General features: G+C 65.9%; 14 protein-coding genes. 5 read left to right on the forward strand and 9 right to left on the reverse strand.

What is annotated here, in order from left to right; genetic code table 11:
- The first annotated feature begins 166 nt into the window (after nucleotides 1–166).
- Both J2X65_RS00090 and J2X65_RS00095 read left to right on the forward strand, forming a co-directional pair.
- A complete protein-coding gene (locus tag J2X65_RS00090; protein WP_310196267.1) occupies nucleotides 167–3,091 on the forward strand; it encodes a hypothetical protein in 2,925 nt (974 codons plus the stop codon).
- Between the two features lie 150 nt (nucleotides 3,092–3,241).
- Nucleotides 3,242–3,409: a hypothetical protein gene (locus tag J2X65_RS00095; protein ID WP_310196269.1), complete on the forward strand. Its 168-nt coding sequence runs from the start codon at nucleotides 3,242–3,244 to the stop codon at nucleotides 3,407–3,409.
- A gap of 232 nt (nucleotides 3,410–3,641) precedes the next feature.
- Here the strand turns inward: J2X65_RS00095 and J2X65_RS00100 are convergent, their stop codons facing one another.
- Nucleotides 3,642–3,878 (reverse strand): hypothetical protein, encoded by a 237-nt coding sequence (locus J2X65_RS00100; protein ID WP_310196271.1) that lies wholly within the window; start codon nucleotides 3,876–3,878, stop codon nucleotides 3,642–3,644.
- A gap of 236 nt (nucleotides 3,879–4,114) precedes the next feature.
- Between J2X65_RS00100 and J2X65_RS00105 the strand changes: the two genes are divergently transcribed.
- Nucleotides 4,115–4,351: a DUF982 domain-containing protein gene (locus tag J2X65_RS00105; protein ID WP_310196274.1), complete on the forward strand. Its 237-nt coding sequence runs from the start codon at nucleotides 4,115–4,117 to the stop codon at nucleotides 4,349–4,351.
- A 365-nt stretch (nucleotides 4,352–4,716) separates the two neighbouring features.
- Here the strand turns inward: J2X65_RS00105 and J2X65_RS00110 are convergent, their stop codons facing one another.
- The 3 genes from J2X65_RS00110 to J2X65_RS00120 all read right to left on the reverse strand — a co-directional run bounded on the left by J2X65_RS00110 (nucleotide 4,717) and on the right by J2X65_RS00120 (nucleotide 12,732).
- Nucleotides 4,717–5,700, reverse strand: a complete 984-nt coding sequence (locus J2X65_RS00110; RefSeq protein ID WP_310196277.1) for a zinc-dependent alcohol dehydrogenase family protein — start codon at nucleotides 5,698–5,700, stop codon at nucleotides 4,717–4,719.
- A gap of 473 nt (nucleotides 5,701–6,173) precedes the next feature.
- Nucleotides 6,174–9,566: a S8 family serine peptidase gene (locus J2X65_RS00115; protein WP_310196280.1), complete on the reverse strand. Its 3,393-nt coding sequence runs from the start codon at nucleotides 9,564–9,566 to the stop codon at nucleotides 6,174–6,176.
- Nucleotides 9,567–9,900: 334 nt separating this feature from the next.
- Nucleotides 9,901–12,732, reverse strand: a complete 2,832-nt coding sequence (locus J2X65_RS00120; protein WP_310196283.1) for a winged helix-turn-helix domain-containing protein — start codon at nucleotides 12,730–12,732, stop codon at nucleotides 9,901–9,903.
- Between the two features lie 211 nt (nucleotides 12,733–12,943).
- On the opposite strand from J2X65_RS00120, the gene J2X65_RS00125 reads away from it, so the two are divergent.
- Nucleotides 12,944–14,047 carry an MFS transporter gene (locus tag J2X65_RS00125; RefSeq protein WP_310196285.1) on the forward strand — a complete coding sequence of 368 codons (1,104 nt, stop codon included), beginning with the start codon at nucleotides 12,944–12,946 and terminating at the stop codon, nucleotides 14,045–14,047.
- A gap of 85 nt (nucleotides 14,048–14,132) precedes the next feature.
- Entirely contained in the window at nucleotides 14,133–14,633 is a 501-nt protein-coding gene (locus J2X65_RS00130; RefSeq protein ID WP_310196287.1) for a hypothetical protein, read from the forward strand.
- 177 nt (nucleotides 14,634–14,810) lie between these two features.
- Here J2X65_RS00130 and J2X65_RS00135 read toward each other — a convergent pair whose 3' ends face one another.
- The 5 genes from J2X65_RS00135 to J2X65_RS00155 all read right to left on the reverse strand — a co-directional run bounded on the left by J2X65_RS00135 (nucleotide 14,811) and on the right by J2X65_RS00155 (nucleotide 23,721).
- A complete protein-coding gene (locus tag J2X65_RS00135; RefSeq protein WP_310197362.1) occupies nucleotides 14,811–17,168 on the reverse strand; it encodes a phosphoketolase family protein in 2,358 nt (785 codons plus the stop codon).
- Between the two features lie 303 nt (nucleotides 17,169–17,471).
- Entirely contained in the window at nucleotides 17,472–19,028 is a 1,557-nt protein-coding gene (locus tag J2X65_RS00140; RefSeq protein ID WP_310196290.1) for a DHA2 family efflux MFS transporter permease subunit, read from the reverse strand.
- 9 nt (nucleotides 19,029–19,037) lie between these two features.
- Nucleotides 19,038–20,210 (reverse strand): HlyD family secretion protein, encoded by a 1,173-nt coding sequence (locus J2X65_RS00145; protein ID WP_310196293.1) that lies wholly within the window; start codon nucleotides 20,208–20,210, stop codon nucleotides 19,038–19,040.
- Between the two features lie 161 nt (nucleotides 20,211–20,371).
- Entirely contained in the window at nucleotides 20,372–21,775 is a 1,404-nt protein-coding gene (locus J2X65_RS00150) for an L-serine ammonia-lyase (RefSeq protein ID WP_310196295.1), read from the reverse strand.
- A 308-nt stretch (nucleotides 21,776–22,083) separates the two neighbouring features.
- The gene (locus tag J2X65_RS00155) at nucleotides 22,084–23,721 is read right to left on the reverse strand and encodes a Na+/H+ antiporter (protein WP_310196298.1); all 1,638 of its coding nucleotides are present in this window, start codon (nucleotides 23,719–23,721) and stop codon (nucleotides 22,084–22,086) included.
- Between the last annotated feature and the right edge of the window lie 244 nt (nucleotides 23,722–23,965).

Here is a 23,965-nt window from a genome sequence, read left to right on the forward strand (position 1 = left end):
GCACCGACCACTGCTATCGATCAACACGTCGATATCATTGGCTTGCCGGCTGGTCCCAGATCCGAATTCTGCCGACACGCTGGGTAACGTTTCGCGGCGAGGCCCGGCGAAAAAGCGTATAGCTGTGTCAGGATGGGACGGAGTGAATCGCCCCCTGGAGTGCCTGATGGCTCGGATCGACCTGCCGCATTCGACCTTTCTCGACTACACCAGCCACGGCACCACCGACGCCACCTCCGTGGTCGAGGCCTATGGGCTCGAGCTGCCGCTCACACCCGCCTTGCAGACGATCAACGTGGCGCTGACGCTGCCACGCGCCAACGATCCGAGCGCCCTGCTGACGAGCGACTGGGCGACGCGCCAGACGACACTGAAGGCGCTCCGCGATGCGGGCGAGCTGTGGTCGACTTATGGTGCCTCGCAAGCCGATTACGACTCGACGCTTACCGCCCTGGGCAACATGGGCATCAAGGTGCTCGGCCTCGCTGGAGACGACGGCTATGTCACTTCGGCGGAATCCCGCACGGTATGGGTGCAGCTCGACCCGGCGCAGTTCGAGGTGCTGTTCGGTACCCAGCCCTATCAGAGCGCGCCGCTGGCGGATTACGGCCTGTATTTCTGGGAGGGCGGACTGTCGCTGCCCGACAGCATCAATGCCACCGGCATCTGGTTCGACACCACGCCGATCTGGGGACAGGGACCGGCGACGTCCGACATGTCCGGCGGCGCCACCCTGCCGATCGTGCCGGGCGAGCAGAGCATCGGTAATGCACTGTATCCGCTTACCCAGAATGGGGATTACAAGGAAACCAATTTCTACGCCGGCGCGATCGCGCGGAACTTCTACAATTTTCCGTTGGCCGATCAGGCGGTCGCCACCAAAACCATCGGCCTTGTCGAGCCCGGCATCGGCGCGGCGCTGCCGGGCGGCAGCAAGAGTTTCCAGGATCTGCTCGATGGGTTCCGCGAGGGCGCCGGCATCGACACGCCGGGCAGCTACTATCTCGTTGCTCATGGCGGGCAGAGTTACGAACTCGGCAATTCCGGCGAGCGCTCTCTGGATATCGGCTTCATCGCCTCGGCGACGCCGAACAGCGCCATCGGCCTCTATGCCGGCTCGGGCTTCAAGGACCATGCGCAGGCCAACAGCTTCACCGCCTTCCAGTCGGCGTTCTGGGACGAGGTGAACGATCCGTCGGTAATCTCCTCGTCCTTCTCCATTTTCCCGCAGTCGGACCCGGATTCACCCTTCGCCTCCGCGGTACGGGAGTTGTTCGTCGATGCGGCACTGATGAACCGCACCGTCGCCTTCGCGACCAATGATTTTGGCTCCAGCTGGTCGTTCGGTAACGGGCTCGCCAATGTCTCGTCCAGTTCGTCCTCGCCCTTCGCTTTGCTGGTCGGGGGCACCTCGCTGACCACGCTCGGCGCCGCCCCGCGCGATCCCACCGTCTCGCTGCAGCCGAACGAGGCGGCATCGCTGTACGGGCTCGCCATGGCGAACGATCCGGCGACCCTGTGGAGGCTGATGCAGGGCGGCCTGAACGTGCTACCCTCCGCGGTGGCGCCGGACGAGCTGAACAAGGTCGCGCTGCTGGAATCGGTGTGGAACATCCTCACCATCCGCCACAATGACGAGACCGGCGAAGACCACCTGCTGCCGGCGCCATGGGATCTGGCGGCCGGTGATGGCGGCGTCGACACCAGCCAGCCTACGCCGTGGTATCAGACCGCCTTCGGCCTGACGCCGACCAGTGTCAATCCCGGCGGCGGCACCGGGCGCGGCACGCCGGACGTGTCGGCCAATGCCGGCGGCAACATGTTCTACATCACGCCGACCGACGACATGACCGGCCTGAGCTGGGACGAGGGCACCAGCGCCGCCACCCCGCTCTGGGCGTCGCTGATCGCGCAGATCGACACCATCTTCGCCGACCAGGGTCTGCCGGATCTCGGCTTTGCCAACGACCTTATCTATCAGGCGGCGGCGGTGGCGCCGGCGGCGTTCAACGACATCGTCTATGGCAACAACGTCTCGTCCTATATCGATGGCGGGCCTGTTACGACCGGCGAGGGGCGGCTGACGCTGACCGGCTACGGCTATTACGCGGCGCCCGGCTACGATCTCGCCAGCGGCCTCGGCACGCCCGACGGCGTGCTTCTGGCGCGCGCGTTAAGCACCATCGCCCATGCGCAGATGTATGGCGCGACGCCAGACATGATCGAGCAGGCCGAAGGCGGTAGCTGGTCCAGCGGTGCCGACCAGAGCCTGCTGGTGCAGGCCATGGCGTCGCAGGACCACAGGGTGGCGGTGCTGATCGGCGACAGCGTCACCGATTTCGCCAGCGGCGCGGCGGACGTTTACGGCTGGACCAGCCGGCTGGCGCAGCAGTCCTTGCAGGCGGATTTCGATCCGGAGCTGGTGCGGCTGTTCGACCGCCAGTCGCAGGGCACGGTGATGCAAGTGCAGGCGAATGTTGACGATAATCTTGCCGTGGCGGTGGATTCCAGCATTGGCGCGGCGACGCAAGGCGCGCTTACCAGCCCTTTCGGCTTCGTCGACTTTGTGAGCGCCGACGGGGCGGTGCGGGTGGCGCGACCGGTGGCCATTGCCGAGACCGCCGGCGGCGCTGACGACCAGACGGCGATGCTGCGGCTGCGGCAGAACGGTGCCGACGACCTGTCGCTGGAGCTCTACCGGGTGGACGACCTCTCGGGCGCGATTGGCGGCCTGCACCCCGGCGATCCCGGCTATGAAGCGGCGGCCGCCGCCCGCGCCTACCAACTTGGCACCGGCGACGATTTCGTGCTCGGGCCCGGCTATGGCGAATATGGCCAAACCACCGTGTTGGGCGTCGACGCCGGCGACATCGTCGCCATGAAACTCACCAACATGACGACGCGGGACAATTACTGGAGTTTCGAGGCGCAGAACGAAACGGTGGACGGCACGGCGGTCGGCCATATCTGGAACTACGGCTTGAACACTTGGGGCTTCGAGGACACGTATGGCGGCGGCGACCACGACTTCAACGACCTGCTCCTCCAACTCGACTTCACTAGCACGGCGGGCCATGGCTGGCTCGTATAGGCACAGGGCTATCCTCGCGGCATGCCCAACATGGTCGACCGTATCCGCATCTTGAAGAGATCAAGGCGAGACCGAGGAACTCCGGTAGCGACCGCCCAAGCCGCGACGTCATGCTACGGCGATGGTCCCAGAGCGGCCGTTGAGGCTCACGTGCTCCAGATCGCCGGCGTCGGCCGCGCTGGAGCCGACCTGCCGATTGGGCGGTTCATAGTGACGCGCGGCATGACGACGTGCATGGCGTGGGAGGAACGCCGCAGAGTGGCCCGCGCGATCCTCGCCGCGGGCGATGAAGCCGAAGGCGCTGGCCAGAAGGAATAGTGGCGAGCGGCTTCCTGGATGGGCTGGAGGCCGACCGCATTCAGGCATAGGAGGCCTCGACGATCAGCCTTAGTCGTTCGGTATCGGACACCCGTCGTCAACCCGTGGACGAGTTGCCGGCAGCGCGGCGAAGATCGGCGCCTTCCTGAAGCAGCGCGAGCGGCGGCACCGGGCAACGATGTTTGTCCACGCCTCCTCGAATGCCGCATCGGTTTCTAAGCCATTGATGTCTCTAACGTCCGACGGTAATCTGCTGAGACCACAATTGGGTGAAGCGGTGGGGATCAACCTCGTTGCCGTCGCCGTCGAGCGCGCTCACGATGCGAACACTTTCCCAAATTTCGAGAGCATTGCCGCGCTGGAGTTCGCGGGCACGTGAAACGGCGGCTGCATCGTCATGCGCCTCAACGTCGGTCGCCGACTGGATACGGCCTTGGCCGCTAAGTTCATAAATTCGGAAAACTGGCATGCGCCTGCTCCCCTGTTCGGGTTGAGCGAAAGCGCGGCGGGGGTGGAAACCCACGCTCTCACAGTCGTCAGCGTGCTGGTAACGCTAAGCCTGACGATGGCCCAATATACCATCGGGGAACACGTCGATGAAATAACATAAGTTAACAAAGTCGTTAACGTCATTTGCATTCGATCATTGTCGGACATTCGAACCGATTTGTTGCAACTTTCCAAGTCGCGTCGCATTGTACGGCAATGGGCAAGTACATGCGGTCAGTCAGCGTTTGGGAAAGGGATGCGGTAAAGCGGACCTTTACCGACGTGGAAAGCGCCGCCCGGTTCCTCCTTGAGGGATGGCCGGACGTTGAGCGGACCGAAATCCATGGGGCGGCGCGTCAGGCGGCGCTTGACGCGGTCACCGGGGCTGGCTTTCCGGAACGATTTCGCGCTGCCTTCGTCGCCGCGGCCAAAGAGGCGGGCATTCTGGCGTAATGGGTGGGACGGAACTTGTAGCATCTCTTGGAGGAAAGGCCACGGCGATCGGCGCGGCTTGTACTATCACCCGGGCCGGATGTCATGGCGGGCGGCTGGTGCGGTGGCTGCGGCTGGATGACGAGCCCTGGAACATCGGCCCGGCCGGCTTGTACGCAGCAAGCCCGTGGTAGTTCGACGACGATGTGATGGGCGCAGGTTGTCGATGAGGCCCTGCAGGAAGACGACCACGGACAAAGCGAAGAAGGCTAACTGGTTCCCTCCGCCCGGCGGGACCGCGGCGCACGGAAACGAGAGCGGCAGGGACCAGATTTTTGCCTGAGTGCGACGGGGGTCGCATAGCTGAGCGAAGAGCCTTCGAACACTCAGGGCACCAAGATCGCCGCGCCCTGCAACCGCCCGGCGCGCAGATCCGACAGAGCCTCATTCGCCTGCTCCAGCGGGTAGGCAGTGGTTTTCGTCTTGATCCCGGCCTGCCGGGCGACGGACAGGAATTCGCGGCCATCCGCACGGGTGAGATTGGCGACCGAAACCAATTCGCGTTCGTGCCAGAGCAGGTCATAGCCGAAGCTGGGAATGTCACTCATATGAATGCCGCCGCACACGACGCGTCCGCCCTTCACAACGGCACTCAGCGCAAGCGGGATCAGCGTGCCGACAGGGGCGAAGATCAGCGCGGCATCAAGTGGCGCCGGTGGCCTTTCCTCGGAGCTTCCGGCCCAGCAGGCGCCAAGCGAGCGAGCATGAGCCTGTGCGGCTTCGTCGCCCGGGCGGGTGAAGGCATAGACTTCGCGCCCCTGCCACTTGCAGATCTGCGCGAGGATATGAGCGGCCGCGCCGAAGCCGTAAAGGCCGACCCGCCGGGCTGTGCCTGCGCTGCGAAGGCTACGCCATCCGATCAACCCCGCACACATCAGCGGGGCGGCTGCGACGGGGTCGGGGAACTCATCGAGGGGAAAGACATAGGCTGCGTTGGCGATGACATGGCTGGCGAAGCCGCCGTCGCGCGTATAGCCCGTGAATTTCGGCGCATCGCACAGGTTTTCCCGCAGGGTACGGCAATAGGCACAATGCCCGCAAGTATACCCCAGCCATCCGAGGCCCACGCGCCGACCGATCAGTTCGGGTGCGACGCCCGTTCCGACCAGATCGACCCGGCCGACCACTTCGTGGCCGGGGATGCGCGGGCAATGCAGATCGGCAAGCTCCCCGTCGACGACATGCAGATCCGTGCGGCAGATCCCACATGCCTCGACCCTGATCCGCAGCTCTCCCGTAGCAGGTACGGGATCGGGGCGCCGTTCCTCGACGAGCGGGCGCCCTACTGCGTTCAGCACCATCGCTTTCATGGGATGCTCCCGCTCCCGCTCTACGCACCGAAGAACCTATTGGGCCCAGGACTCACCGACTTTGACCAAACTCAAGGAGAGCAAGGTTCTTGGAGCGCATCTCCACGATATCTCGAAGCAAGGAACCATGCATTCCCATCGCCAACCGGGATGGCCCGGAGGCCCCGGCCGCCGCGCCTTGCAGGGAGGAGGCGCGCGGCGAGGAGACGTTCTCGGTGATCGTTCGCACGTGCGAGGTCGTGATGGCGGAATTCACCGCGGGTTCTCGCCTATGGCGCTGACGCTGGCCCATTTCGACTGGACCATCCATTGGCCGCCGCGTCAGGCAAGCATTCGAACTCGCGAGCAAGGCGGCTCGCCCAGGAGCGCAGTCGATCTCGGATATCCTTGAGGCGCCAGCCCTGACGGATGGCCGGAGATTCGCCGAAAACGCGGATGGCGGGGGCGGGCCGGAGATGCGACGCCGCTCCCCGCTAGAATCGGAAGGTTGCGTTTGCGTTGAAGCTGTGAGCGGTGAGATTTTCGCGGATCTCCGCCTCATAGGCCGCACCAAGCACGAGGCGCTCGGAGGCGCGTGCATTCAGCCCTATGCGCCCGAGGAAGGCATCCCGCCCGATAGGCGCTCCCTGCGCGGTGAAGGAGGCGCCGAGAATATCGAGCTCGGCTGTCTGCTCGAGGTCGCCGAAATCATGCCGCCAGCCGGCGCCGAGCACCGGTTCCAGTACGGTGCCGTTGGCAAGCTCGACACGCCGGGAGGCGGTGAGCGCCAGCGTCGCCTGCGTCTCCTCGAAGGTCTGGCCGGGGGCCGACAGCGCGAACGGGCTCCCGGTTTCCTGCAGGGCGTCGCGGTGGAAGCCGCGATAGCCGAGCGTCGCCGATGGCGTGATCGTCGCCGCCGACATCTCGAAAGCGCGGAACAGCGTCGCCTCCGCCATCCCGCCCAGCCCGTGTCCCTTCGATCCGGCTGTCGCGGCCGTGTCGCCGAGCATGGTGGCGCGGGCGGTGGAAAGCTCGCCATAGGTCAGGCCGCCGCGCAGCGCCAGCATTGCCGGGCCGAGGGCAAACGTGCCGTACACGCCGCCATGATAGGTGTCGACGTCGCCCGACCCGTTCCAGGCCGAGGAGACGTCGGCATATTCATAGGACACGGCCACGCCGGCGACACCGGCATCCAGCCGCCAGTCGAGGCCCAGCACTACCGTGCCGGCGCGGGTGTCGTAGCCGGCGATCCCCTGCGAGCCGCCGACATTGGTGGCGTTGGCCTCGCCGGCCACCCAGGCCTCGCCGGTGCCGTAGGCCGTTCCGGTGGCGTCGAGCCGGCCCAGCGCGAGGCCCATCTGCCGTTCGCCGAGCGTGTCGGCGAACCGCCCCACGGCGCGTACCGCCGTGGTGGCCATCTCCGCCTGCAACTGGCCGGTGAGCGAGGCGAAGCCCTGATCGAGCGCCAATGCGTCGGCGGAGTAGAGGGCATTGAACAGGTCGTTGGCGTCCGCTTCCGGCCGCACGCCGGCGGCCGGACGCACCGCGTCGAGCGCTGCGCCGAGCGCGCGTTCGTTGCTCGTTTGTGACAGGCCGAGGGCGGAAAGGTCGCCATAGCTCGCCGGCGTCACCGCCAGCGCCAGCGTCTGCGGCGCATAGAGCACGTCGAAGCGGGTGGCGGCCGGGAGGCCGGCGTCGGGCTGCGACAGCGTGGCGAAGCCGCCGGCGATCGACGGCGCCTGGACGAAGGCGAAGCTCTGGCCGAGCGTCGGCGTGAAGCTGTTGGTGGCTCCGCCGGCAATGCCGCGCAGCACCGGCGCCAGCGTGCCGGACGCGGTGAAGGTCGAATCCGTCCCCAGTACCACCAGCCGGTCGAACGACCCGGCCCCGGCGCCGGTTGACGGGCCGTCGATCTCGATCCGGGTGGTCGCGGTCGGGGTGAGCGTCACGTCGCCGGCAACGGTGAGGGTGCCAGGCGAGTGGCCGGGGGCCAGCGTGCCGGCGATGGTGACGTCGGCGCTCACCAACCCGGTGCCGCCGAGCGTGCCGGAGCGGGCGATCGCGAGCGCCGGCGTGGTCAGCGCGCCCGCGACCGAGAGCGTGCCGGCCTCGACCGACGAGGCCTTCTGGAACGTCACCTCGTCCAGCACCGTCAGCGTGCCCGCCCCGATCTTTTCGAGGCTGCCCTGGCCGGTAAAGCCGACCAGCCAGGTGGTGTCGATGTCGCCTGCACCGACGGTGTAGGCGCCCGATCCGTTCATGCCGATCGGGCCGGCGGCGAGCGCGCGGTCGAGCCGCACCAGGCCCCAGCCATAGACATCATCGACGCCCGGCGCGCCGAGATCCTGCGCGCTGACGAACATCAGGTTGACGATCTCGGCCGGGGTGAAGCTCGGATAGGCCTCGATCAGCACCGCGAGTGCTCCCGCCACGTTCGGCGAGGCCATCGACGTGCCGCTGTAGTAATCGTATGCGTCCTTCGGCACCGTGGAGTAGATGCCCCGGTCACCCGGCAGTCCTCGATCGGGGAAGCGGACGGCGACCTGGTCGCCGCCCGGTGCCGAGATGCACCAGTTCATGGCGACGCCGCACATCTGGGAATAGCTGGCGAGCTGGTTATAGGCATCGAGCGCCACCACGACCACGATCCGCCCGCGTGCCTTGCCGTCCGAAGCTTCGGCGGCGCTGAGGGCTTCGGCCGAGGTAAAGCTCAGGTCGAGGCCCGAGCCGTGATCGTCATAAACCAGATAGCCCGCCTTGTTGCGCACGCCCTGATTGGCCGGCTGGATGAAGGGGTAAAGCCCTATGCCATCTGGATTCTCCGACCGCACGGGGCTGTAGATCCGCCCATTCCCAGCCGCCATGACGATGATCTGGCCGGCATCGAGATTGCGCCTGATCGTCTGCGCCTCGGCGAGCATGTAGCCCTGATCGACTTCGTTTCCCAGGTCCCAGTTGCCAGCCCCTCGCGGAGGATTAGGCCCGAAGCTGCCATTGATGACGCGGACATCCGGGAACTGAGCGAGGTACTGGAAAGCGTAGGTTTCTGCCGCGGCGTCTTTGCCACCAATCTCGTCGCAGCCGCCTTTGAGAATGCTGGGGCCACAGTACTCGATGTCGACTAGGGACAGTTCTCCACCGTCGTGGGGAATGGTGCCGACTCCGGCTATAGCCTTGACGGCCAGCAAAGTGGCCTCGGGCGCGACGCCTTGCATGCCGAAGCCATTCTGGCCGGCACCGATGATGCCTGCAACGTGCGAACCGTGGCCATCGAGGTCCATGGAGTCGGTAGGACCCTGCACGAAGGCGGCATAGAAGTCGTCGTCGTTCCAGTCCTTGGGCAGCTTGGAAGGGTCAAACCAGTAGAGGAAGCTGGTCGAGCGAGGATCGATGCGGCCGGCGAATTCGGGATGCATCGTCCCGTCCGCCCGGATGTCGATGCCGCTGTCGATGACGCCCACCGTCACGCCCTTGCCGGTCAGGCCAAGAGCAAGCGCGGCATCGGCATGCATGGCATCGAGGCTGTAATTGCGCTGATATTCCGACAGCGTCGTCGGGGGAACGTTCGGGTCGCCGCCGGGAAACGGCGTCGGATTGGCACGGATGGCCGCCCCGCCTGTAATGGACCGTGAGGCTGCCGGGGGCAGATGTGAGAGGTGTTCGCCTATTGCGGCGGCTTGCCGGATCGCCTGGCTCAGTTCGGGACGCAGTTCCCTCGCGACGGTCTCGATCGCTGCCGAACAATAGGGCGTCAGGCGGGCATTCTCGATGATGCTGGCGATAAGCGAACGATCGCCGTGATCCGCGGCGGCGCTGAGCGCTGTTTGCAGGGCAGTGTTCTGCGTGCCTGACGGCTGCTGCGGCTCCGCCATCGCGGCGGAACCCATTAGAGCCGTGATCAACGCCACATATGAGACGACAACGCCACGCCACCCGAACCGAACGCTCAACACTCCGCCCCCGCATGTGTCGATTCACCACCACAACGCGCATAACATTGAGCCACTCGTTAGCGCCACCTTTTTCTGACTATGCATCAAAGAGTTACCGTCAGCCGTCTTCCGGCGGGGAGAGTTGCTTTGCCGGACTTCACCGGTGTTTCGTCGGCTGCATGCCGCTCCGCTGTCGTCCTGATCCCGCTACGGAAGGTATCGGATCCAGCTGAGGCCGCCGGCGGGGCTTTGCCGGTGAGCGGGATGCGGCGGTTCGAGCCGATCTGGCTCAGATCCGTTCCATCATCTGCAACGCGGCGCGATAGTCCGGCTTGGCGTGCCCTTCTTTGAAGGCGGCGACGGCTTCGCCCAGCCGCGTCGCGAAGCGAGGCGCCTGGGGCTGCAGCCGCGCTGCCGCCGTCGCGGTGCGCAATGCCCATGAGCGCAAGCCCGTCCGCTGCGCCAGCCGCCACGCCTCATCAAGATCGTCCATCGCCTCTTCCGGCCGCTCCTGCGCGACGATCTTGGCGCGGATGCGCAGAAGCTCCGGCAAGATCCATCCCTCGCCACTGGCGCGACAAAAGGCAATTGCGCCGTCGACACTGGCGAGCGCTTCCCTTCCAAGTCCGAGCGCTCCAAGCGCCTGCGCGTAATGGCTGAGGAACATCGCCCGGCGGATCGGCCAACGGGTGCGGTCCAGTGCCTCGATGCCGGCGGCGAGATCCTCGGCCGCCTGCGAGATATTTCCACTCAGCAGATGCAGCGAGCCGCCATAGCAACGGGACCAGGCTCGCCAAGGCCCGAAGGCATGCCGGCCGGAAACATCGGCCAGCAGCTCCAGACGCTCGGCGAGAGCGGCGGTCTCGCCGCAATAGAAGGCGACAGGGCATCCGGAATCGACGAGGCTGAGCGCCAGCGTCGTTGCATGGCCGTGCGCCTGTGCATCGACCACGTTGCGGGTGGCGAGGGCGGAGGCCCGATCCTGCAGGCCGAGCAGATACAGATTGGCCGAATGAAAAGCGCGGCCACTCAGCTGCTGATCATACTGCATGCGAACGATGACATTGGCCGCGCCGCCGCCTTCGATCGCCGCTTCCAGTGCCGTTCGCGCCTCCTCGGCACGGCCGAGGAAAAGGAGGGAAATGCCGGCGAGTCGATTGGCGATGACAAGATCGGCCGCACCCGCGCCGTCGCCGGCGGTCCGGGCGAGGGCGGCAAAATCGCGGGCGGTATCGAGGGATATGCCATAGCGGCCGGAGCAGAATTCGACCAGCCACAGCGCCCAGCCCGTCCGCAATTGCAGCTCGATGTTGCCGGTCCTGTGCGCGATCCGGGACGCCGCCCGGAGCGGCTCCTCGGCCTCGGGGCCGGGCCCTGTGGTGTAGATCAGCGCCGTGCCCAGCCCGGTCAGCAGCGAGATTTCACGGGCGGCATCAAGCGGCGGCCCCTCGCGAAGGCTGATCACCGCCCGCTCGAAATGCGCCCGGCATTCATTCACTAGCGACAGCTGAAACCACAGCGCCGCCGAGGAGATGGTGATTGCCACGCCGATCTCGTGGTCGCCTTTCGGCCCGAAGCTCCAGTCGAGTGCGGCGCGCACATTGTCCAGTTGCCCGGCATAGGTGGTAAGCCATTCGGCCGGACGCGCCCGCGGCCATTCCTGCTCGGCGGCGGCGACAAGCTCCTTGACGTGGAGGGCATGCCGGCGGCTCAGCCGATCAAAGCCTCCGCCCTGCCTGAGTTTCTCCAGCGCATAGGCGCGGGTGATCTCCAGCAGGCGATAACGCGGCACCGCCTGTGAAAAGTCGGCGGCGATCAGCGACTTCGACACGAGACTGGTGAGGTTCTCGATGATCTCCCAGCTGGGTTCCTCGATGGCGGCGACCTTGCTGGCGGCATCGAGCGAGAAATGCCCGGCGAAGATCGCCAGGCGGCAGAGCGTGGTCCGCTCGCCGGGGGCGAGATGGTCGTAGCTCCAGCTCAGCGTCGCCAGCAACGTCTGGTGACGCGGCAGGGCGGTGCGCCGGCCGGCGACCAGCAGGCGAAACAGGTCGTCAAGCCGTTGTGCCAGCCCCTTGACGCCAAAGGCATCCACCCGGCCGGCCGCGAGTTCGATCGCCAGTGGCAACCCGTCGAGGCGGCGGCAGATGCCGACGATGACCGCCAACTCCTCGGGTGTCGGCTCGTAGTTTCCCAGCGTGGCGGCGGTACGCTGCACGAAGAGCCGAACTGCCGGAAAGGCCAGTGCGTCGATGCCGGCGCCGTCAGGATCGCGTGGTGGCACCTGTAGCCCCGGCAGCCGGAATACATGCTCGCCCTTGGCCCGCAGCGGCTCGCGGCTGGTCACCAGGAGACGCAGTTCTGGGTTGGCGTTGAGTAGCTTCTCGGCGAGGTCGGCGACGGTGCCCACCACCTGCTCGCAATTGTCGAGGATGAGCACCCCCCGCTCGAGTGGCAACTTCTCGGCGAGCTGGATCGGTCCGGTTTCCAGGGTCATGCCGATCGCCGACGCGATGGTGTTTTCCACCAGGGCGGGGTCGCTGATCGGCGCCAGTTCCACCAGGATCACCGCGTCGGGGCCGGCCGTCCCCTCCTGTCCCAGCAAGGACCGTGCCGCATCCAGCGCCACCGTGGTCTTGCCGACGCCGCCAGGGCCGACGACGCTCACAAAGCGGTGGCGGTTGAGCTCCTGGCGAATCGCCACCACCGCCGCGTCGCGCCCCAGCACCGGCGTGAGGTTGAGCGGCAGGTTCTGCCGAACCACAGGCGGGGCGGCGGCATCACGTTCGGCGATGTCGGTGAAAGTGACGTCGGCAATGAAACTGTACCCGCGGCGGGCGATATTGGCGATGTAGTGTCGCCCATCCTGACCGTCGCCGAGCACGCGGCGCAACGCCGTCATCTGCACCCGCAGATTGGCTTCTTCCACGAAGAGGTCCGGCCAGGCGCTCGCCAGCAGTTCCTGCTTGGACAGCACCTCGCCGGCCTTTTCGACCAGCGCGACCAGCAGCTCCAAGGCCCGCCCGCCCATCGGTACGCTGACGCCATCCTTCAGCAATTGCTTCGACGTGAGAGAGAGGCGAAACGGACCGAACAACGCGGCACGGGAGACGGGTTTCATGAACGATCCGGGAGACGTCTGTTCGACCATCGCATCCTCTATCATAATGGCCGCAAACATGGTGTGAGAAGAGAACCAGCCGCCGAGTTTCCACTGCGACGGCAATGGGTTCTGCCGACGTAGGGGAATAGCAGCCTTAATGGATACGAGCCCTTCCGAAGCGACCGCGCGGGCGGCGACGCAACCCGGTGGCCTGCGTGTCGCCATTCTGGTGGCGCTGCTGGCGATGGTCGGGCCACTCTATATCGACATCATGCCCTCCATCGTCGCGGCCTTGCGGAGCGAATACGGCCTCAGCGCTGCGCAAGCCGGCTTCGTTGCCGCCAGTAATGGCTATGGTTCAACGCTTGGCGCGCTGCTCGCCCTCTTCATCGTGCCGCGCCTGCCGTGGCGTCCGCTGGCGGTCGCGCTGCTCGTCGCCCTCGTCGCCGCGGACGTCGCCACCACCTTGTCGCGCAGCATGGAAACGCTGGTGGTCGTGCGCGCCTCCCATGGCGTGATCGGCGGGATGCTCGTCGGCCTTTGCTACGCGTTGATCGCGCGGACAGGGGATCCCCGCCAGGGCTTCGGCATTCTTTTCGTGTTTCATTTCGGCTTCGGCGGCCTTGGCGTGTTCGCCTCCACCTTGCTGGCGCCCTTCATGACGCGGGGCGTGGTCTTCCTGGTCCTCGCCGCCTTCGGCGTGCTGGCGCTGTTGGTGATTCCCTGGCTACCGGCCTTTGAACCGCCGCAGCGGGAAACCAGCCGCGAGGACAGCCTTCCCGTCCTTCCGGCCCGACGTCTCATGCGGATCGGCGGGTTGTTCCTCTTCCAGGCGGCCAATCTTGGTCTCGGTGCCTTCCTGATCGGCATCGGCGCCGATCTCGGCCATGCGGCGAGCTTTTCCGGCGCCGCAGTGGGACTGGGCCTGTGGGCCGGTGTGGTGGGAGCCCTTGCCATGCTGATCCTGAGCCGCAACTTGGGCTGGCGCCCGATGGTGCCCATCGTGCTGGCGGCCGGTTTGAGCAAGGCGCTGGTCGGCTTCGGCGACGACCCGGCGGTTTTCGCCGGCGCCATAGCCGCGGTGTTCCTCACGATGGCGATGGCGCTGCCCTATGCTTTTGCACTCTGCGCCGAGGGCGACAGCAGCGGCCGTTCTGCGGTGCTGGCAGGTTTCGCCTCGAAGCTTGGCCTGTCCACCGGACCGGCGGTCGGCGGCCTTGTCTATGCGTTTGGCGCCGAAACGCTGATCGCCACAGCGATCGCCACCGTGGTGGCAGCTGCGGTGCTGTTTGCCCTGTCGCTGCGTCCGCACTCGGCCCGCCAATTCGCCTGACCGAGATTTTGCAGTTTTTTGCACCTTTGCACGCGGGCCATCTGCTAATTCATGTATGCCGTCAGTTGGCGGCCGGAGAGTGGCCATGACCAAGGCGATCGAACCAGCATTGCGGAGGGATCCAGCCGACAACAGGGTGGAAGTCGAGACGCTCGATTCGCGCGAGTTTGAGCTCGTCCGCCAGGCGATGGTGGAGGCCTTTGACAGCGGCGAAGACTGCGAGATCGAGCAAATGATGCGGCTGCGCAACGTGTTGCCGGTACGGAGGCGCGTGCAGGTGCGGCTCGAGCGCGATCTTCATGACAAGGTCGCTGCGGTGCATGTCTCTGTCGAGCGCGACGGTGAACCGATAGCCGTATGGATTTGGACGCTGGCGGAGGCCAGCCATATCGGCCATTCGGCCACGATCAATGCCATCAACGCCTTTACCGCGGTGGTCCTGCATGCCGAGGCCGTTAAGCGGCACGTTGCACGCAGCCAGCTGGCGGAGGCTTCCAGTTCGATCGACCATATCCTCGCCAACGTTCACCGCGTCTGGAAGCATGTCGGCGGCCTGTGCCGACAGGTTTCCGCGCCGGTGACGTAAGCCCGGTCCGGAGCGGGAGAGGGCGGAGTTCTTTGAGGTGCCGGCGTGACCTTGGGTGAGGCATCGGCAGACAGCATGACTGGCCGACGTGCCCGTCGACACAGCCCGTCCAGCCCGTCCAGCCCGTGCGACATGCTCCGCTCCTGTCCGCGTTAAGCAGCGAGCAGAGCCGAGGGATCAGCTTGGCCAATGCCAGTTCTGAATCTCGGGCATGTCCTCTCCGTGGTCGCGGACATAGTCGTGATGTTCGGAGAGTTTGCGCTCCAGTGCCGAAATGGCGTCAGTGGTGCGACCGGCGAGTCGGGGGATGCGTTTCAGCGCCGCGATGGCGAGGTGGAAGCGATCGAGCTCGTTCATCACCGTCATGTCGAACGGAGTCGTCGTCGTGCCCTCCTCGCGGAAGCCGTGCACGTGGAAATTGAGATGGTTGCGGCGGCGGTACGTCAGGCGGTGAATGAGGAACGGATAGCCGTGATAGGCGAAGATCACCGGCCGGTCGGTTGTGAACAGACTATCGAAGGCCTCGTCGGTGAATCCGTGCGGATGCGTAGAGTGAGACTGTAGCGTCATCAGGTCGACCACATTGACCACACGGATGCGCAGGTCGGGAAGCGCCGTGCGCAACAGGTCGACGGCGGCCAGCGTTTCGAGGGTCGGCACATCGCCGACGCACGCCATCACCAGGTCTGGTTCCTTCCCCTCATCATTGGAGGCCCACTCCCATATGCCGGCACCGGCAAGGCAATGGGTCTCGGCCGCCTCAGCGGAAAGCCATTGCGGTTGAGGCTGCTTGCCAGCCGTGATCACGTTGATGCGGTTCCAGGTCCGTAGGCTGTGGTCGGTAACCCACAACAGGCTGTTGGCATCCGGTGGAAAATAGAGACGGACGATGTCGGCCTTCTTGTTGGCAACGAAATCGGCGAAACCGGGGTCCTGGTGGCTGAAGCCGTTGTGATCCTGACGCCAGACATGCGAGGTCAACAGATAGTTCAGCGAAGCCACCGGCTTGCGCCAAGGCAGCTCTGCCGAGGTCTTGAGCCATTTCGCGTGCTGATTGACCATCGAATCCACGATGTGGATGAACGCCTCGTAGCAGGAGAACAGCCCGTGGCGCCCGGTCAGCAGGTAGCCTTCGAGCCACCCCTGGCAGAGGTGCTCTGAAAGAACCTCCATGACGCGGCCCTGTCGGGCGAGGTTCGTATCATAGGACTCTATGGCCTCCATCCACACGCGGTTCGTTTCCTCGAACACCGCGTCCAACCGGTTCGAGGCCGTTTCGTCCGGCCCCATGAGGCGGAAATTGCGCGCCTCCTCGTTGAGGCGGATAACCTCCCGGAGATAGCGGCCCATCGCCCGCGTTGCCTCGCCCGTCGTCGCGCCCGGCCGGTCGATGTCCAGCGCCAGATCCTTCCAGTCGGGCAGGGCAAGCTCTTTCCGCAGCAGGCCGCCATTGGCATGCGGCAGTGCGCCCATCCGCTTTTCGCCGCGCGGCGCCAGCGCCTGCAACTCCGGCCGCAGAGTGCCGTTTGCGTCGAACAACTCTTCCGCATGGTAGCTGCGCATCCAGTCTTCGAGGATGCGGCGGTGTGCGGCGTCGCCCCGAGCGTTGGAGACCGGTACCTGGTGCGAGCGCCAGAAACCCTCCACCTTCTTGCTGTCGACCTCGCGCGGGCCGGTCCACCCTTTGGGACTGCGCAGCACGATCATCGGCCAGCGCGGGCGCTCGATGTCACTGGCGGCGGAACGCGCCGCACGTTGAATGTCGCGGATGCGGCCGAAACAAGCGTCGAGGGTTTCCGCCATCGCCTCATGCATGGGCATTGGCTCATGCCCTTCGACGAAGACCGGCTCATAGCCATAGCCGGTGAACAGAGCGCGCAGTTCGTCATCCGACATCCGGGCGAGCAGGGTCGGATTGGCGATCTTGTAGCCGTTGAGGTGCAGGATCGGCAGCACCGCGCCGTCGAGCGCGGGATTGAGGAACTTGTTCGAATGCCAGGCGGCCGCCAGCGGTCCGGTCTCCGCCTCGCCGTCGCCGATCACGGAGGCGACGACAAGGTCGGGGTTGTCGAAGGCTGCGCCGAAGGCATGCACCAGCGCATAGCCGAGTTCCCCACCTTCATGGATCGAGCCGGGCGTCTCGGGCGCCACATGGCTCGGCACGCCGCCGGGAAACGAAAACTGGCGGAACAGCTTGCGCATGCCCGCCTCGTCCAGCGTGATCCCCGGATAGATCTCGCTATAGGTTCCCTCCAGCCAGGTGTTCGCCACCATGGCCGGACCGCCATGGCCGGGCCCGCAGACATAGAGCACGTCGCAATCGCGTTCGCGGATGATCCGGTTGAGATGCGCGTAGATGAAATTGAGTCCCGGCGTGGTACCCCAGTGGCCGAGCAGGCGCGGCTTGACGTGCTCGGCCGCAAGCGGCTCGCGCAGCATGGGATTGTCGAGCAGGTAGATTTGTCCGACCGACACATAGTTGGCCGCACGCCAATAGCGGTCGATGGCTTCCAGTTCGGTCTGTCGGACAGTCATTCTGTTTTCCTCTCGTTTCGTGCGGGCCGCGCCACTTGCCGCAACAGGGGCACGCCGGGAGGCTGCGAGATGTCCGTCCGGGACATCTAGGCACCCGTGGCTGTCGGCCGTCGCGGGTGCGTGTCCAGGTCGATCCTGCCATCGGCGCGCGATGGTGTCGTGACGTGTGCCGGTGGGCAATACGTGGATCAACGAGTGTCGGCGGGGTTTGGATCCACTCCCTTGGTCGATCTGCCTCCTATGTAGACGCGGTCGGGGAAGACGCCGGGGTCTCTGCGGACGCGCCGGACGGGCCGGCGGCGCTCAGGCGAGGCGGCGCGTGAAGGCGACGGCCACCATGGCCAGAAGAAGAAGCGCACCGAGGGCAGCGAACGTATCCGAGAAGCTCATGATCAGCGATTGCTGCGCCACTAGCTGGCCCAACAGGATCTCTCCCTGATGATAGGCGCGGTTGGGGTCGGGTACCCCGTGCTGCAGGAAATAGTGCTGCATGCGGTCGAGGAACTCGCGCACGCTTTCGCCATAGGGCGTGACCGACTGGCCGATAATGTTGGAATGGAACTGCTCGCGCTTGGTGATCAGCGTCGCCAGCGCTGCTGTGCCGATGGCACCGCCCAGGCTGCGCATCATGTTGAACAGTCCGGACGCCTGCCCCGACAGGGCCGGCGGCATGCCGATCATGGTGATGCTGGCGAGCGGGGAAAGCACGATCGCCTGCCCGACGGCACGCACGATGTTGGTCATCATCAACTGGTCGCCGCCGACATTGTAGCTGAGATGCGTGTTCAGGAAGCAGCTCAGCGAGAAGATGGACAGACCAATGCCCACCAGCAGGCGCGCGTCGATATGCTTCATCAGCAGCGGCACGAAGGGGATGATGAGCAGCTGCGGCAGCCCGACCCAGGCGAGCACGGTGCCGATCTGCTGCGCATCATAACCCTGTACCTCGTCGAGATAGGTCGGCAGCACATAGACCGAGCCGAACAGCGCGAAACCGACGATGACATTGGCGAAGGTGCCGAGCGCGAAGTTGCGTCGGTTGAACAGCCGCAGGTTCACCGCCGGTTTCTCGACCTTCAGTTCGATGATGACGAAGATAACGAGGCAGATCGCCGAGACAATGGAGAGCTTCACAATCAGCGGCGAGCCGAACCAGTCATCCTTGTTGCCTTCGTCGAGTACGGTCTGCAGGCAGGCAAGGCCGAGCGCCATGAAGCCGATGCCCCACCAGTCGCCTTCCTTCAGCAGGTGCAGTTGCAGCGGCGCCTTCTCCAGCGTCGGGATCAGCATTCCCAGCATCACCGCACCCGGGATCAGGTTGATGAAGAAGATGTAGGGCCACCCGAACTGGTCGGTGAGCCAGCCGCCGATGGTCGGGCCGATCGCCGGTCCGAAGGTCGCCGTCATGGCGAAGATGGCGATGCCGATCGGCTGCTGCCGGTGCGGCAGCTTGGTCAGCACCATGGTGAAGGCGAGCGGGATCAGGCAGCCGGCGAAGAAACCCTGCAGGCCCCGCGTCACGATCATCTGCGTCAAGTTCGTCGCAAAGGCGCAGCCCATCGAAAAGATGAGGAACAATGTCACGCAGCTGAGAAGGAAGCGGCGGAAGCCGAAAATCCGGCTCAGATAATCGGTCAGCGGGATCATGATGATCTCGCCGATGAGGTAGGAGGTCGATATCCACGTGCCGTTGTCGGAGCCGGTGCCGATTCCGCCCTCGATATAAGGCAGCGAGGCGTTGGTGATCTGGATGTCTAGCACCGCGATCAGCGCACCAAGCATGCAGCCGATGACCGCGATCCAGGTGACGAGGCTCGCGCCCGGCTCCCGAGCCGGGGTCGAGGTGGGGGAATCGGCCATGGCACGCCCCTATTCGTTCGGCGGGATATAGGCGGCGCGCCGCATCTCGGCGGGGGTGGTATCGTCGGTGCGGATGGTGGTCTCCACCGACATGCCGGGCCGCAACTGCTCGGAGAGCGGATCGGTGCGGTCGATGTCGATGCGCACCGGGATGCGCTGCACGATCTTGGTGAAGTTGCCGGTGGCGTTGTCCGGCGGCAGTAGGGCGAATTCCTGGCCGCTGGCCGGTGCCAGGCTGGAGACGAAGCCGCGCACGTTGAGGCCGGGGAAGGTATCCACGGAGATGGCCACCGGCTGGTTGGGCTTCACGTCGGTAAGCTGGGTCTCCTTGTAGTTGGCAACGACATAGGCCGCCTGCAGCGGCACCACCGCGAGCAGCGCGGTGCCGGGCTCGACATATTGCCCGACGCGCAGCGTGCGCGCGCCGACGACGCCGTCGACGGGGGCGCGCAGTTCAGTATAGCCGAGGTTCAGCTTCGCCGTGTCGAGTGCCGCCTGGTTGTGGGCGAGCGTCGCCTTCGCTTCGGCGAGTTCTGCCGTCAGCGTCGCGACCTGCTTCTGTGCGGCATCGAGTGCGGCGGTATCCCGCGCCACCTGCGCCTGCGCCTGGCTGATCTGTGCGGTGGTCTGTTCGGCGGTCTCGACCGGCCCGTAGCCGTCCTGCGCCAGCTTCATGAAACGCTGATTGTTCTGGCGGGCAAAGGTTTGGTTCGCCTCATCGGCGACGATCTGCGCCTTGGCTTCGTCGATCAGGGCCTGCTGCTCGTCCAACTGTGCCTGGTGATCGTCGATCGACGCCTTGGCCTCGGCGACATCCGCTTCGGCCTGATCGACCGCCGCCTGATATTCGCGCGGGTCGACCACGGCGAGCAGGTCTCCCTGCTTCACCGGCTGGTTGTCGGTGACGTTGACCGTGACCAGATGCCCCGCGACCTGCGGCGCGATGGTGACGATGTCGGCCTGCACATAGGCGTCATCCGTGGACGCCTCGAAGCGCCAGAGGGTCCAGTATTCGTAGCCGGCATAGCCGAATCCACCGAGCGCCGCGCAGGCGGCCGCCACCATCAGCCCGATCTTGAGCGAGCGCCGCTGAGGCTTTTTGGACGGCGCCGGGGCTGCTTCGACGCGTTCATCGGCAATGGACTCGGCCTTCAGCGTCCTGGGGTTCGTGGCCATGTTCATGGCGGCCTCCTATGGATCTGCCGCCTCGATGCCATGGTTCGTGCACGGGGTATTTCCGATATCGACACCCGTTGCCTGGATGCATGCCGAAAGGAGCTTCCCGGCGCGGAGCTGTAAGAGATGCGCGAGGTGGTCGGGCGGGAGCGGGTATCGTGGCCCTGTCAGCACTCGACGAAATTGACGGCGAGGCCGCCGAGGCTGGTCTCCTTGTACTTCTCGCTCATGTCCATGCCGGTCTGCCGCATCGTTTCGACGGCGACGTCGAGAGGCACGAAATGCGTGCCGTCGCCCTTTAGCGCCAGCGAGGCGGCGGTGACCGCCTTTACCGCTCCTAACGCGTTGCGTTCGATACAGGGTACTTGCACGAGGCCGCCGATCGGGTCGCAGGTCATTCCGAGATGATGCTCGAGCGCGATCTCGGCCGCATTCTCGACCTGCTCGGGAGATCCACCCAGGACGGCCGCCAGTCCTGCGGCTGCCATCGCGGCGGCGGATCCCACTTCGCCCTGGCATCCGACTTCCGCGCCGGAGATCGAGGCATTCGCCTTGATGATCCCGCCAATCGCGGCTGCCGTCAGGAGAAACTCGCGGATACTCGCCTGATCCGCCTCGGTATGGAAATGTTGCCAATACCGCAGGACGGCCGGCATCACGCCGGCGGCGCCGTTGGTCGGGGCGGTGACGACCCGCCCGCCGGCGGCGTTCTCCTCGTTCACCGCCATGGCGTAGATGGACAGCCAGTCATTGGCGAGCAGTGGGTTGACGCGGTTCTGCCGGGCATCCTCCACCAGCCGGTCGTGCAGGGCGCGGGCCCGGCGCTTCACCTTCAGGCCGCCCGGCATGATGCCGCCCTGCGTGAGGCCGCGGTCGATACAATGGCTCATGGCCTGCCAGATGGCGTCGAGCCCGGCGTCGAGATCGGCGCGGGACATCCACGCCTCCTCGTTCGCGCGCTTCATCTGCGCGATCGACAGGCCGCTGGCAGCGGCCATCGCCAGCATGTCCGCCGCTGTGCAAAAGGGAAAGGGCACATCCCGCCGCTCGGCAAGCGGCGCCCGGTTGGAGCGGGCGAGGTTCAGTTCCTCGTCGGACGCGACGAAGCCGCCGCCAATCGAATAATAGATGCGCTCGAGCAGCAGGCCCCCGGTTTCGTCATATGCCCGGAAGCTCATGCCGTTGGCATGGCCCGGCAGCGGCGTGGTCTTGTCGAGCACAAGGTCGACGGCTGGATCAAATTCATAGGCCGGGTGACCGGGCGGCTGCACGCGGCGCGTCGCCGATACCTCGGCGACGACAGCCTCGACCGCGTCGGGGTCCACCGTCACCGGCGTATAGCCGGCGAGGCCGAGGATCACGGCGCGGTCGGATCCGTGCCCGATGCCGGTATGGGCCAGCGATCCGTGCAGGCGCACGCCGATGTGGGTGATGGTGTCGTCCGCCGCCCGCCGCCAGGTTTCGCCCTTCACGTCTTCCAGAAAGCGCGCAGCCGCGGTCATCGGCCCCATCGTATGAGAGCTGGAGGGGCCGATGCCGATCTTGAAGAGTTCGAAGACGGACAGGAACATGCTGTTTCTCGCCACCACCACGCGGCCCGCCGCGACGGCAAGGATGGAGTTTCTCCATACACCGCACGGGGCGAACGGCTTGGCAAGTTCCAGCGTGTCGCGGCCTTCCGCAATTCCCAGGAACGTCCGCCCGCAGACCGGCACGCCACCATGTCTGCACGGTGCCGTCAGACCCTGCCGCTGACGAGGGCGGCACACAGCGGGCGCTGGGAAACGGGTGACACATGGTGAAGGCGCCGCGGAACCGGCTGTCCCGGGCAGAGACCGGCGCCCGAGGGCTGGCGGGCGGCTGACGGAGGCCAGCGGGGTTAGTCACCGGACGCGGTCTCGAAGGCCGCTTCCGCCAGATCCGTCTCGCGCAGCAGTTTGTGCGCGATGTCGCTCGACAGGTGATGGCTGCGCACCAGGCTGACGATGGCGGCGCTTTCGGCTCGAAGGGCCAGCACGTGCAGTCGCTCCTCCTCATGCAGCGCATCGTCCTCCTCGGTGCCGCGAACTTCCGGCTGAAGCTGTGCCAGACGGTGCTGGTAATAATCGGCGACCAGGGCGACCGCCGCGAGGTGGCGGCTCGGCTCCGGTCCCTTCGGCTTTCCGGCTCGCCCCAGTGCGGCAATGGCCGCTTTGGCCGCCTCGATGCGGGCCATGCGTTCCTGCTGGTCCTGCCGAGGTTCCTGCGGCAGGGGAACCCCTTTCAACAGCCGCGGCAAACTGACATTGGCGAGGATAAGCGAACCGAGGATCACCCCGGCCGCGATGAGGATGGCAAGGTCGCGTGAGGGAAAGGCTGATCCGTCCGGCAGGAACAGCGGCAGGCTGAGAGCGCCGGCGAGCGTGACGGTGCCCCGGACGCCCGCTACCGACATGGCGAGGACCAGTCGGCCGTCGGGCAGCCTTCGGCCGTGGGCGAACTCCGTGTTGAGACGCAGCCAGATGAAGACCGAGATCCAGACCCAGACGAAACGCAGCACCGCCAGCGCGGCGATCACGGCCAGCACATAGACGGCCAGCCAGCCGAGACCCGCATGGCCGCTTTCGGCGGCGCCGGCGTCCACCCGCGCCATGATGCCGGGCAACTGCTCGCCGAGCAGCAGGAAGATGGCGCCGTTCAGCGCGAATTGCAGCGTCTCCCACACGGCGTTGCGGCGGATGCGCGTGACGGCGAGCGCTTGGCCGCTCACCTCGATCCAGCTCATCATCATACCGGCGGCCACCGCCGCCAGCACCGGCGAACAGCCGATGGCGTCGGCCAGGACATAGGCGCCGTAGGGATTGAGAAGGCTGATGAGGATTTGGGAAGAGGTGTTCTCTCCCAGGCGCGTCACCACCCAGAGCTTGACCGAGGCGATCGCCCAGCTGAAGGCGAGGCCGAGCACCACGCCGCCGACCGCCGCCCAGGCCAGCCCGCCCAATGACGGCCAGAAGGGAAAGGTGCCGGTCATCATCACCGCCACGGCAAGCCGCAGGCAGACGAGGCCGGAAGCGTCGTTGAACAGCGCCTCGCCTTCGAGAATGCGCAGGAGCCGGCGCGGGATTGGCACGCGCGTCACCATGGCGGTGGCCGCCACGACGTCCGTGGGCGACAGCACCGCCGCCAGGGCGAAGCAGACCGGCAGCGGCATGGCGGGCAGGATCGCATGCAGCATGAGCCCGACCCCGAGCACGGTGAAGAAGACGAGGCCGAATGCCAGCGACAGCACGATCGCGGCATTGTCCTGAAGGTCGCGCTTCGGCACCCGCCAGCCGTCGAGGAACAGAAGTGGCGGCAGGAACAGCAGGAAGAACAGCTCCGGCTGCAGCGTCACGCCGAAATCGGTGGTGAGGCCGATGAAGGCGCCGGCGGCGATCTGGATCAGAGGCGGCGCGATCCGCCCGCCTGTTGCGGCGGCGATCCAGTGAGTGGCGACGACCCCGACGAGAAGGACGAGGATGATCCAGAGCAGGTTCATGCGGTCTCACCGGGAGAGGTGCGAAGAAGCGACGAGGCCGGATGCGTCATCCCGAGGGAGGAGGGGTAAAGGACCGGAACGACGGTCAGGCGAACGCCGCCCAGCATGGGAGGGCGGGGCGCCGTGTTCTTCCCGATCCACCTCGCCGATGCGGATTCGACCGGCGAGGTGCACGCCGTCCGCGGCGCGGGGCTGCACGAGCGCGGGTGAGCGTCCGCAGCACCCGCGATGGCCCTGCGGTACC

The sequence above is a fragment of the Ancylobacter sp. 3268 genome, assembly GCF_031456575.1.
In the GTDB taxonomy this organism is placed as follows: domain Bacteria; phylum Pseudomonadota; class Alphaproteobacteria; order Rhizobiales; family Xanthobacteraceae; genus Ancylobacter.

Coding starts and splice junctions, on each gene's coding strand:
- J2X65_RS00090 (WP_310196267.1), top strand. CDS start 167: ATGGCTCGGATCGACCTGCCGCATTCGACCTTTCTCGACTACACCAGC.
- J2X65_RS00100 (WP_310196271.1), bottom strand. CDS start 3,878: ATGCCAGTTTTCCGAATTTATGAACTTAGCGGCCAAGGCCGTATCCAG.
- J2X65_RS00105 (WP_310196274.1), top strand. CDS start 4,115: ATGGGCAAGTACATGCGGTCAGTCAGCGTTTGGGAAAGGGATGCGGTA.
- J2X65_RS00110 (WP_310196277.1), bottom strand. CDS start 5,700: ATGAAAGCGATGGTGCTGAACGCAGTAGGGCGCCCGCTCGTCGAGGAA.
- J2X65_RS00115 (WP_310196280.1), bottom strand. CDS start 9,566: ATGGGTTCCGCCGCGATGGCGGAGCCGCAGCAGCCGTCAGGCACGCAG.
- J2X65_RS00120 (WP_310196283.1), bottom strand. CDS start 12,732: ATGAAACCCGTCTCCCGTGCCGCGTTGTTCGGTCCGTTTCGCCTCTCT.
- J2X65_RS00130 (WP_310196287.1), top strand. CDS start 14,133: ATGACCAAGGCGATCGAACCAGCATTGCGGAGGGATCCAGCCGACAAC.
- J2X65_RS00135 (WP_310197362.1), bottom strand. CDS start 17,168: ATGACTGTCCGACAGACCGAACTGGAAGCCATCGACCGCTATTGGCGT.
- J2X65_RS00140 (WP_310196290.1), bottom strand. CDS start 19,028: ATGGCCGATTCCCCCACCTCGACCCCGGCTCGGGAGCCGGGCGCGAGC.
- J2X65_RS00145 (WP_310196293.1), bottom strand. CDS start 20,210: ATGAACATGGCCACGAACCCCAGGACGCTGAAGGCCGAGTCCATTGCC.
- J2X65_RS00150 (WP_310196295.1), bottom strand. CDS start 21,775: ATGTTCCTGTCCGTCTTCGAACTCTTCAAGATCGGCATCGGCCCCTCC.
- J2X65_RS00155 (WP_310196298.1), bottom strand. CDS start 23,721: ATGAACCTGCTCTGGATCATCCTCGTCCTTCTCGTCGGGGTCGTCGCC.